The sequence below is a fragment of the Rhizobium sp. CF142 genome, from assembly GCF_000281145.1.
GTDB lineage: Bacteria > Pseudomonadota > Alphaproteobacteria > Rhizobiales > Rhizobiaceae > Rhizobium.
Genome location: NZ_AJWE01000012.1, coordinates 22371 through 32684 on the forward strand (window position 1 = coordinate 22371; position 10314 = coordinate 32684).

The following is a 10314-nucleotide window of genomic DNA, read 5'->3' on the forward strand; positions in this document are numbered from 1 at the left end:
AGCGGATTATCGCTGCAATCTATGAAGGAGGCACCCGATGGCCGAAGAAATCAATAGCGTTCTGCTTCAGGAGCTGAAGAGGCTTGCGGATGCGGTCGAACGGCTGGCGGGACCGGCGCCTGCTGCCAATGATTGGAACGCCGCCGACTGTTTCGTCTGGTCCCCTGCCCGCCATTATCTACAGCCCGTCAGGCGCCCAAATCGCGTGGCGCTGAAGCTCATCCGCGGCGTCGATCATGTGCGCGACATCCTGCACGAAAACACCGTGCGTTTTGCCGAGGGCTATGCAGCCAACAACGTGCTGCTCTGGGGTGCGCGTGGCATGGGCAAGTCCTCGCTGGTCAAGGCCGTGCATGAAGATGTACGCCGCGAGAGCGGCGTTTCGCTGAAACTCGTCGAAGTGCATCGCGAGGATATTGCCAGCCTGCCGACGCTTCTCGACCTCCTCAAGGATACGCCGCATCGCGTCATCGTCTTCTGCGACGACCTTTCCTTCGACCACGACGATACCGCTTATAAGTCGCTCAAGGCGGCGCTCGATGGCGGCGTGGAAGGGCGTCCGGACAATGTGCTGTTCTATGCCACGTCCAACCGGCGCCACCTGCTGCCGCGCCACATGATGGAGAACGAGCAGTCTACGGCAATCAATCCGTCCGAAGCCGTCGAGGAGAAGGTGTCACTCTCCGACCGCTTCGGCCTTTGGCTCGGCTTCCACAAATGCAGCCAGGAAGATTATCTGACAATGATCGATGGCTACGCAGAACACTTCAAGCTCGGCCTTGAGCGCGAGAAGATGCATGCCGAGGCGCTGGAATGGGCGACCACCCGCGGCGCCCGCTCCGGCCGCGTCGCCTGGCAATATATCCAGGACCTGGCCGGCCGCATGCGCATCCATCTCGACCGCGCCTAAGCATTCCCGCTAAGCACCTTTGCGTAGCATATTGTAAAACGACAAAAGCCCGGCTGCTGGCCGGGCTTTTGCACTTTCCTGAGACGCTCTACCTGCTCAGAAATGTCAGCTATTCAAGAAATGTCATGGGGTTGACCGGGGACGCATCCTTGCGAACCTCGAAGTGAACCTGCGGCTGCTTGACGTTGCCGCTCATGCCCGACACGGCGACCGTCTGGCCACGCTGGATCTTCTGGCCGCGGGTGACGCTCAGCGTATCGGCATTGCCGTAGACGGTGACGGTGCCGTCGTCGTGACGGACAAGAACCGTGTTGCCGAGTTCCTTCAGACCATTGCCGGCATAGATGACCACGCCGTTTTCAGCAGCCTTGATCGCAGTACCCTGCGGAACCGAGATATCGATGCCATCATTGCGGCTGCCGTTGACGTTGGCGCCATAGGCAGCAATCACCTGGCCGCGGACCGGCCAGCGATACTTGCCGATGCCGGTGGCTTCCGGAGCAGCAGCGCTGACATCGGACTTCTTCTCGACATCATCGACCGTCTGTGTCGCGGCAGGAGCCTTGTAAGGCGCCGGCTGTGCGGAAGCCGTCTGGACCGGGGCGGCGGCCGGCTGGGCAGGCTTGGCCTGCACGACCTTCTGCGCCGGGATGGAGGCCGTCTTGATCGTGTCGGCGGAAGCTCCGCCGTTCGGGATCTTCAGTTCCTGGCCGATGCGGATCGAGCTCGCCGACAGATTGTTGGCGGCCTTGATATCGTCGATGTTGGCACCCGTCGCCTTGGCGATCTTGGCAAGCGAGTCACCCTGCTTGACCGTGTAAGTGCCCGCAGCACCATTCGGATTCTTGCCGCCTGCCGGAGGAGCCTTGCCCGTCGGATCTGCGCTTGCGACAGTCTTGTCGCGAACCGAATTGGCGCCCGGAACGACAGCGACCTTCTGCTCCTGGCCCTTCGTCGGCTGCGGCAACTCGCCGGGCTTGGACAAGTCGGCGGACTGGGCTGCGGCCTTGGCGGCATTGTTGCCGCCGTTGAAGGTCGGGATAAGGATCGCCTGGCCGGGCTGCGCGGCGGAAGCCGTCTTCAGATTGTTGACACGCAGGATTTCCTTTTCCGGAACCCCATAGCGGCGGGAAAGGACGGCGATGTTCTCCCCCGGACGCAGCGTGACCGACGGCGCATTGGTCCCCGACCAGCCCGAAACCTTCGGCGTCGTGCCCGTGGTCAGCGTATCGGGAGCAACTCTCGGCGCATTCACGCCCGCCGGAGCGATGCGATCGGGCTTCGGAGCGGCCGGAAACGGCTGGGCAAGAGCAACGTCTCTTTCCCGCTGACGGGGAGAAACGGACCCTGCGCTCGGCGGCGCGAGTTCGGTGCGTTGAACGGAAACCGGTGCGGATGCCATCCGTGCGGCGGAGCCTGAGGTGGCGACGGGATCATAACTGGGGCGCCCCGGGTAGGGCTGGCTCATCGCATTGTTCTGAGCGTAGGACGGCTGCATGGCCGAACCACCAAGATCAGCGCGCGGCACCGGGTCGCCCTGCGGCCCATTGAAACTCCTGCGCGGGATCGAATTCGTCGTCATCTGATCCTGCGCGGAGGAGGAAAACAGACTACCGAAACGCGTTACATCGGAGCTGCAGCCTGTTGCTGCACTCGCCAGCAAGGCGACGACCAGAAAATTGCCGGCCGATTTCCCGAACTTCGGCGAAAGACTGAAACGCATGACTCGACCCACTTAGAACGCAACCATTTGTGAATCTATTAAAGCGCGTTAGTGTTACCATGCGGTTAAGGCGCTGGAATCAGTGCTATATTTTTGAGAACTTGATAACCATAAGTTTGCGGGCGAAAAATCATAGCCCGCCGGGCTTTGCGGGCAGCCGGTCTAAAGCGTGTCGCGATCCTTCAGATTCGCTTGCCACGCTTTAGATCTTTGTTTCACGCATGTCGTTATCGCAAAACCGCTGCACACTTTTGCGCGACATGCTTTAAAGCTGCGAAGCAAGCCTTGGAACAATCGGCAAATAGGGAGCGTCGAAAAGCTCTTCCCGCTCGAAGCGGCTGCCGGTCTTTGTCAGCCGCACCATGCGGCATTCATTCTCGGAGATCATCAGCGGCGCAATCATGGAGCCGCCTGACACCAGCTGATCGGCATAGAAGCGCGGCATGGAATTGAAAGCAGCCGTAACGAGGATGCGGTCAAAAGTGCCCTCGCCCTGCATGCCGTTGCTGCCGTCGGCCTGACGGATGATGACGCTGCGCAGGCTGAGCGTTTCCATACGGCGCTGGGCCGAAAGCGTCAGCGTCTTGTAGCGATCGACCGTCAGCACGCGTTCCGCAATGCGACCGATGACCGCCGCGGTAAAGCCGCTGCCCGTGCCGATCTCGAGTACGCGCTGACCGGGGCGGACCTTCAGATGATGCAAAAGACGGACGGCGAAATCGACGCCCTCCAGAAAGGAGCCGCACTCGATCGGGATCGTGCGGCTGGAATAGGCGTTCTCGGTAAATTGCGGCGGGACGAAAAGCGAGCGCGGTGTCTGCTCGACAGCCGTCAGCAAATCGATGTCGGAAATGCCTTCCGCGCGCAATCTCAGGACCAGCGCTGCGAAGCCTTCCTTCTCGGCCAGTTTTGCCGTCAATCCTTTACTCCGTGTCCGAGGGCCCGCGCCACGCGGTCCGTCACGGAATAATCGGTCAGATCAAGTTTCAAAGGTGTTACCGAAATCTTATTATGCTTGAGGGCGTGAATATCGCTGCCCTCGGTAAAGGCGCCGGCGCGTTCGCCGAATTTCAGCCAGTAATAGGGGAAGCCGCGACCATCCGTGCGCGCATCGACCTGCAGGTTGAAGGCAAGCTTGCCTTGCGCAGTCACTTCAACGCCCTCGACTTCATCAGGACGACAGTTCGGGAAATTGAGGTTCAGGAAGGTGCCTTCGGGAAGATCTACCGTCATCAGCTTTTCGAGCAGCGCCGGCGCGTGAGCCTCGCACACTTCCCAGGGCAGGATGCGGGCACCGTCATCATAGATATATGCCTGACTGAGGGCGAAGGAGCGCACGCCCTGCATCGTTCCTTCGATCGCGCCGGCGATGGTGCCGGAATAGGTCACGTCGTCGGCAACGTTGGAGCCGGAGTTAACACCGGACAAGACGAGGTCCGGCTTGATATCCAGCACCTGCTTGATGCCCATGATGACGCAATCGGTCGGCGTGCCGCGCAACGCATAATGCTTGTCGGAAATCTTCCGGAGCCGCAATGGCTCCGAAAGGCTGAGCGAATGCGCAAGGCCGCTCTGGTCGGTTTCGGGGGCGACGATCCAGACATCGTCAGAAAGCGTCCTTGCTATCCGTTCCAGCGCACCCAAGCCTTCGGCATGGATACCGTCGTCATTCGTCAGCAGGATGCGCATTGTCTCAAGCCGCCCGTTCGATCTTCGTCAGACCGCCCATATAGGGCAGCAAAGCGTCCGGAATCGTGACGGAACCATCCTCGTTCAGATAATTTTCCAAGACCGCGATCAGGCAACGGCCAACCGCCGTGCCGGAGCCGTTCAGCGAGTGAACGAACTTCGTCGCCTTGTCGTCCTTGCCGCGATAGCGGGCGTTCATGCGCCGTGCCTGGAAATCGCCGCAGACGGAGCAGGACGAGATCTCGCGGAAAGTGTTCTGACCCGGCAGCCAGACTTCGAGGTCATAGGTCTTGCGCGAGCCGAAGCCCATGTCGCCGGTGCAGAGCGTCATGGTGCGGAAATGCAGGCCGAGGCGCTTTAGAACTTCTTCGGCGCAGGCCGTCATGCGCTCATGTTCGGCAATCGAGCTCTCGGCGTCGGTGATCGAGACCAGCTCGCACTTCCAGAACTGGTGCTGGCGCAGCATGCCGCGGGTATCGCGGCCGGCAGATCCCGCCTCCGAACGGAAGGACGGCGTGAGAGCGGTGAAGCGCAGCGGCAGCTTTTCCTGATCGAGGATTTCCTCGCGAACCAGGTTGGTCAGCGTCACTTCCGCAGTTGGGATAAGGTACCGGCCGTCCGTCGTCTTGAAGAGATCTTCCTCGAACTTCGGCAGGTTGCCGGTGCCGAACAGTGCCTCGCCCCGTACCATCAACGGCGAAGACACTTCGGTATAGCCGTGTTCGGTCGTGTGGAGGTCTATCATGAACTGACCGAGCGCGCGTTCCAACTTGGCGAGCGGGCCGGTCAGCACCGTGAAGCGCGAACCGGAGAGCTTGGTGGCACGTTCGAAATCCATATAGCCGAGGGCCTCGCCGATTTCGAAATGCTCCTTCGGCGTGTGGTTCCAGCGCGGCCTTTCGCCGACGATACGGGTCACGACATTGTCGTGCTCGTCCTTGCCGACAGGCACCTCATCGAGCGGCACGTTCGGGATGCGCGAAAGCTGGTCGTTGAGCTCGGTGGAAAGTGCACGCTCTTCCTCTTCGGCAGCCGGCAGCGTTTCCTTGATATCGGCGACCTCGGCCTTCAGCTTGTCGGCAAGCTCGGCGTTCTTCTGCGCCATGGCAGCACCGATCTCCTTGGAGGCGGCGTTGCGGCGGGAGAGCAGATCCTGCGCCTTCTGCACGGCGGAGCGGCGCTTCTCGTCAAGGGCGATGAGAGATTGCGACAGAGGCTCCGCTCCGCGCTTTGCAAGGGCGGCATCGAGAGCCTCGGGATTCTCACGGATCCATTTGATATCGAGCATCGTCGTTCCAGATCGTTTCAACAGAAATGAACCGGTCGGAGGAAACCCCGACCGGATGGGAAACGGCAGAACTCAGTGGAATGTCCTGATGCGCTCAGACGCTGTCCGTCTTGGCGACGTCAGAGGATTCGCTGGCCTCTTCAAGCGCCTGTTTGGAACGCTGACGCTCCACGAGTCGTGCCGCGTAGATGGAAATCTCGTAGAGAAGGATCGTCGGCAGCGCAAGGCCGATCTGGGACATGGGGTCGGGCGGCGTCAGCACCGCCGCCACGACGAAGGCAAGCACGATTGCAAACTTGCGCTTTTCGGCGAGCCATTGCGACGTCAGAAGACCGACGCGGGCCAGAAGCGTGGTGATGACCGGCAGCTGGAAGACAAGGCCGAAGGAGAAGACCAGCGTCATGATGAGGCTCAGATATTCCGAGACCTTCGGCAGGAGCGAGATCGCCACTTCGTCATGGCCCGGCGCCTGCTGCATCGACAGGAAGAACCACATGACCATCGGCGTGAAGAAGAAATAGACCAGCGCGCCGCCCATGAGGAACAGGATAGGCGATGCGATCAGGAACGGCAGGAAAGCCTGGCGTTCGTTCTTGTAGAGGCCGGGAGCAACGAACTTGTAGATCTGCGCGGCGATGATCGGGAAGGCGATCACAAGGCCGCCGAACATGGCGACCTTGACCTGCGTGAAGAAGAACTCCTGCGGCGCCGTATAGATCAGCTGCGCCTTCTCGACATCGAGATGGGCCCAGCTGACAGCAAGCTTGTAGGGATAGACGAGGTAATTGAAGATGTGCTTGGCGAAGATGAAGCACGCGATGAAGGCGATGAAGAAGGCGGCGATCGACCAGATCAGCCGCGTGCGCAGCTCCATCAGGTGCTCGATCAACGGCTGCGGCTTGTCTTGTGTATCACCGCTCATGCCTCATCCTTCTTCTTTTTGGCGGCCGGCTTTGCGACAGCGGCCGGCTTCTTTGTCGCGGCAGCACGCTTCGGCTTCTCGACCGGCGCCGCGACCAACGCAACCGCATCAGCCTTGTCTGCGGCCTTCACACGCGGCTTGCGCACGGCCTTTGGCTTTTCGGCCACGGCGACCGGAGCAACGGTGGCGGCAGCGACCGGCTGCGGCGCAGGAACGACCGGCGGTGTTTCCGGCAGGCTCATGGACGGCGCCGGCACGGAAACTTCCGCAGGCGGCACTTCCGTCGCAGTCTCGGCGCCCTGCTCTAGCGGGCGCTGTTCTGCCGGCTTCTCGACCTTCGTCGAATTCTGCAGGTCGGCCTTGATCTCATTGCCCATCTGGCGCAGCGGGTTCATCGCCTCGCGCAGGCTGTTGACCGGGTTGAGCTTCTGGGCGTCGCTGATCGTGCTACGCACGTCGTCAAGCTCGGCTTCGCGCAGCGCTTCGTCGAACTGGGCACGAAATTCGCCCGCGACCTTGCGGGCACGTGCTGTCATCTTGCCGAAAGCGCGCAGCATCGGCGGCAGATCCTTGGGACCGACAACCACGATCAGAACGACCGCGATAACCAAAAGTTCGGTCCAGCCAATATCGAACATGCAAGGCTCCTGAACGGGCGGCGCGGGGGCAGCGCCCTTTCCCGTACGTGATTACTTCGTTTCGTCGGCCTTGTGATCGACGGTCTTTGCCGCTTCCGGCGCGTCTTCGTCCGTCATGCCCTTCTTGAAGCTCTTGATGCCCTTGGCAACGTCGCCCATCAGTTCCGGGATCTTGCCGCGACCGAACAACAAAAGCACGATGGCCAGAACGATAAGCCAGTGCCACATGCTAAAAGAACCCATTACCCATACTCCCTGTTGCGATGTTCCCTCGATGTAAGAATTTCCGATACGGTTTCCAACATCAATCCTTCTGGATTGAGCTTAATGTCACGGTATCGGCCTTTGTGACAAGTCATTCATCCATCGAAAAGTCGTGATTGACATTGTTTTGCGCGGGCGTGGCAAAAGCAAGACCAAGCTTCGTTATTCCTCGGACGCGCCGCCCGGGGCCAGCAGTCCGAGTTCCTCAAGATCCATCTGGGTGATCGGATCCTCATCCTCGGTCAGTTCGTCGTTCATGAGGGGCGAAGGAATATTGAAATTGGCGGGGATGCGGCCAGACAGGAGACCGGCACCCTTCAGCTCTTCAAGGCCCGGCAGGTCGCGCAATTCCTCGAGGCCGAAATGGTCGAGAAAATCTCGCGTCGTGCCGAGCGTAACCGGTCGGCCCGGCGTGCGGCGGCGGCCGCGGAAACGCACCCAGCCTGCCTCCATCAGCACGTCGAGTGTGCCGCGGGAGGTCTGGACACCTCTGATGTCTTCGATCTCGGCGCGCGTCACCGGCTGGTGATAGGCAATGATCGCAAGCACTTCGAGTGCCGCGCGAGAGAGCTTCTTGACCTCGTTCTCGTCGCGGCGGATGACGAAGGAAAGATCAGCCGCCGTGCGGAAAGCCCAGGCACTGTCGACCTGCACGAGATTGACGCCGCGCGGCGCATACTGCTCCTTCAGGCGCAGCATGATCTCATGCGCGTTAAATCCCTTCGGCAGACGTTCGGTGATGAAGCCTTCGGATACCGGCTGGGCGGAGGCGAAAACCAACGCTTCGGCTATGCGCTCCGCCTCTATTTCAGCCTGCAGATCGCGGACAATGCCCTCGCCTTCCCCGTCTTCGCCTTCAAAGTCATCGTTTTGCGCGTCGATCAATCCGACTGCTCCTGTTCGACCACTTGCAAGGTGGCATGTTTCGGGCCGCGGCGCATGTAGATCGGCTGGAAGGCGCCATCCTGGCGTATTTCGAGCTTCCCTTCGCGTACCAGCTCCAGCGAGGCGGCAAAGGCGCTGGCTACGGCAGTGACGCGCTCGGCGGGACTTGCGAGATAGCGCAGCAGATATTGTTCGAGCGCCGTCCAGTCGACGATATCGCCGATCAGCTGGGTCAGCAGTTCACGGGCATCGGTAAGCGACCAGACATTGCGGCGCTCGATCGTCACCTGGGTGATCGCATGGCGCTGCCGCAACGCCGCATAGGCGCTCAAGAGGTCGTAGAGATTGGCATCATAATCGGACTGCTGGCGATCCGGGATATGCTCCGGCGCGCCGCGGGCGAAGATATCGCGACCGAGCCGGTTGCGATTGACGAGACCGTCGGCGACCTGGCGCATCGCTTCCAACCGCTTGAGGCGGAAGGCGAGCGTTGCAGCCATCTCCTCACCTGAAGGGCCGTCGTCCTTGACCTGCTGCGGGATCAGCAGCCGCGATTTCAGGTAAGCTAGCCAGGCCGCCATGACGAGATAATCGGCGGCAAGCTCGATGCGGATACGCCGCGCGCTTTCGACGAACTGCAGATATTGCTCGGCAAGGGCCAGGACCGAAATGCGCGACAGATCGACCTTCTGGTTGCGGGCCAGATAAAGCAGGAGATCGAGCGGGCCTTCGAAGCCGGCGACATCGATCACCAGCGCCGGCTCGTGGGTGGCACGTTCCGAACCGTTCTCCTGCCACAGCTTATCCATCGGCGTTGACGCCGCCTGAGACCGCTCCGTGCCCTTGATCGTGTTCACCCTACCCTGCCTTTCCGACCCCTGCTCACGCTGTCGCAAACATCGCGTCGAATTCTGCTCTTATCGTTGCCTCGTCCGTAGCGTCAGTCGTCGGGAAACCTTCCTCGACCAGTTGTGCCCGCTCGCGCGCAAGACCTGCCAACGGCGGAACATTTGCCACGACCTCGCGCATCTCGTCCATGTGGCCGTTGCAGTGCAGCACGATATCACAGCCGCCTGCAATGATATTCGCCGCTCGTTCACCAATCGTGCCGGCAAGCGCGTTCATCGAGGTATCGTCCGACAGCAGCAGTCCCTTGAAGCTGATCTCGGTGCGGATCACGTCATCGATCACCTTGCGGGAGGTGGTCGCCGGATTATCCGGGTCGATGGCCGTGAAGACGACATGGCAGGTCATCGCCATCAGCTCGTCCTTCATGGCAACGAAGGGCGGGAAGTCGTGAGCTTCCAGCTCCTCGCGCGACACCGTTACAACGGGCAGCTCCAGATGCGAATCCGCAAAACCGCGCCCATGCCCCGGCATGTGCTTCATGACCGGTAGCAGGCCGCCGGCTTTCAGCCCCTCGGCGGCAGCCCGGCCCATTTCCGTGACGGTGACGGGATCGCCGCCATAGGCCCTGTTGCCGATGACATTGCTGCTGCCTTCGACCGGTACGTCCAGCACCGGCAGGCAATCGACATTGATGCCGAACCTCTGGAGATCGAAGGCATGCAGGCGCGACATCAGCCAGGCGGCGCGCAGCCCAAGCGCCCGGTCGCGGCGATAGAGATCGCCAAGCGCCTGTCCCGGCGGATAGTGCTGCAGTATCGGCGGGCGGATGCGCTGGACGCGGCCGCCTTCTTGATCGATCAGCACAGGCGCATGCCAGCCAACGCATTCACGCAGCTCGGCAACGAGATCGCGAATCTGCTGGGCTTCGGAAATATTTCGCCCGAAGAGGATGAAGCCCCAGGGGCGTTCAGCCTTGTAGAAGGCTTTCTCTTCGTCGGTCAGCTTGAGGCCGCTGCAGCCGAGGATCATTGCTTTTGATTCGGTCATACTCGAATCATAAGGGCCGCCCCGCGAATTGCGAGCAAGGTCAAGCGCGATCCCACAAAAAAGAACGGCGGGACAGGCCCGCCGTTGCAATGGAGAAAG

At 61.0% G+C, this 10314-nt stretch carries 11 protein-coding genes; 1 reads left to right on the forward strand and 10 read right to left on the reverse strand.

Translation table 11 applies throughout. The features are described from left to right. Positions 1-37: 37 nt before the first annotated feature. Positions 38-910 (forward strand): ATP-binding protein, encoded by an 873-nt coding sequence (locus PMI11_RS03905; RefSeq protein ID WP_007813584.1) that lies wholly within the window; start codon positions 38-40, stop codon positions 908-910. A 109-nt stretch (positions 911-1019) separates the two neighbouring features. Here the strand turns inward: PMI11_RS03905 and PMI11_RS03910 are convergent, their stop codons facing one another. The 10 genes from PMI11_RS03910 to nagZ all read right to left on the reverse strand — a co-directional run bounded on the left by PMI11_RS03910 (position 1020) and on the right by nagZ (position 10215). Beyond that, a complete protein-coding gene (locus PMI11_RS03910) occupies positions 1020-2633 on the reverse strand; it encodes a peptidoglycan DD-metalloendopeptidase family protein (protein ID WP_007813586.1) in 1614 nt (537 codons plus the stop codon). A gap of 265 nt (positions 2634-2898) precedes the next feature. Further along, on the reverse strand, positions 2899-3552 hold the full coding sequence (locus PMI11_RS03915) for a protein-L-isoaspartate(D-aspartate) O-methyltransferase (RefSeq protein WP_007813588.1): 654 nt from the start codon (positions 3550-3552) through the stop codon (positions 2899-2901). Further along, positions 3549-4322, reverse strand: coding sequence for a 5'/3'-nucleotidase SurE (gene surE / locus PMI11_RS03920; protein WP_007813589.1), 774 nt, complete (start codon positions 4320-4322; stop codon positions 3549-3551). Before surE ends, PMI11_RS03915 begins: the two co-directional genes overlap by 4 nt. A 4-nt stretch (positions 4323-4326) precedes the next feature. Further along, positions 4327-5610 (reverse strand): serine--tRNA ligase, encoded by a 1284-nt coding sequence (gene serS / locus PMI11_RS03925; protein ID WP_007813590.1) that lies wholly within the window; start codon positions 5608-5610, stop codon positions 4327-4329. Between the two features lie 94 nt (positions 5611-5704). Then, positions 5705-6532: a twin-arginine translocase subunit TatC gene (gene tatC, locus PMI11_RS03930; protein ID WP_007813592.1), complete on the reverse strand. Its 828-nt coding sequence runs from the start codon at positions 6530-6532 to the stop codon at positions 5705-5707. Further along, positions 6529-7170 carry a Sec-independent protein translocase protein TatB gene (tatB, locus tag PMI11_RS03935; RefSeq protein ID WP_007813594.1) on the reverse strand — a complete coding sequence of 214 codons (642 nt, stop codon included), beginning with the start codon at positions 7168-7170 and terminating at the stop codon, positions 6529-6531. The genes tatC and tatB overlap by 4 nt, the downstream gene beginning before the upstream one ends. A gap of 51 nt (positions 7171-7221) precedes the next feature. Next, complete coding sequence (locus PMI11_RS03940; RefSeq protein ID WP_007813596.1) at positions 7222-7413, reverse strand: twin-arginine translocase TatA/TatE family subunit; 192 nt, start codon at positions 7411-7413, stop codon at positions 7222-7224. Positions 7414-7596: 183 nt separating this feature from the next. Further along, a complete protein-coding gene (gene scpB, locus PMI11_RS03945; RefSeq protein WP_007813599.1) occupies positions 7597-8319 on the reverse strand; it encodes an SMC-Scp complex subunit ScpB in 723 nt (240 codons plus the stop codon). Further along, positions 8316-9176 carry a segregation and condensation protein A gene (locus PMI11_RS03950; RefSeq protein WP_007813601.1) on the reverse strand — a complete coding sequence of 287 codons (861 nt, stop codon included), beginning with the start codon at positions 9174-9176 and terminating at the stop codon, positions 8316-8318. The genes scpB and PMI11_RS03950 overlap by 4 nt, the downstream gene beginning before the upstream one ends. 25 nt (positions 9177-9201) lie before the next feature. Then, the gene (nagZ, locus tag PMI11_RS03955; protein WP_037070634.1) at positions 9202-10215 is read right to left on the reverse strand and encodes a beta-N-acetylhexosaminidase; all 1014 of its coding nucleotides are present in this window, start codon (positions 10213-10215) and stop codon (positions 9202-9204) included. Positions 10216-10314: the final 99 nt, after the last annotated feature.

What these genes read in the sequence shown, in the direction of transcription:
- PMI11_RS03905 (WP_007813584.1), top strand. Translation starts at nt 38, where the DNA reads ATGGCCGAAGAAATCAATAGCGTTCTGCTTCAGGAGCTGAAGAGGCTT.
- PMI11_RS03910 (WP_007813586.1), bottom strand. Translation starts at nt 2,633, where the DNA reads ATGCGTTTCAGTCTTTCGCCGAAGTTCGGGAAATCGGCCGGCAATTTT.
- surE (WP_007813589.1), bottom strand. Translation starts at nt 4,322, where the DNA reads ATGCGCATCCTGCTGACGAATGACGACGGTATCCATGCCGAAGGCTTG.
- serS (WP_007813590.1), bottom strand. Translation starts at nt 5,610, where the DNA reads ATGCTCGATATCAAATGGATCCGTGAGAATCCCGAGGCTCTCGATGCC.
- tatC (WP_007813592.1), bottom strand. Translation starts at nt 6,532, where the DNA reads ATGAGCGGTGATACACAAGACAAGCCGCAGCCGTTGATCGAGCACCTG.
- tatB (WP_007813594.1), bottom strand. Translation starts at nt 7,170, where the DNA reads ATGTTCGATATTGGCTGGACCGAACTTTTGGTTATCGCGGTCGTTCTG.
- PMI11_RS03940 (WP_007813596.1), bottom strand. Translation starts at nt 7,413, where the DNA reads ATGGGTTCTTTTAGCATGTGGCACTGGCTTATCGTTCTGGCCATCGTG.
- nagZ (WP_037070634.1), bottom strand. Translation starts at nt 10,215, where the DNA reads ATGACCGAATCAAAAGCAATGATCCTCGGCTGCAGCGGCCTCAAGCTG.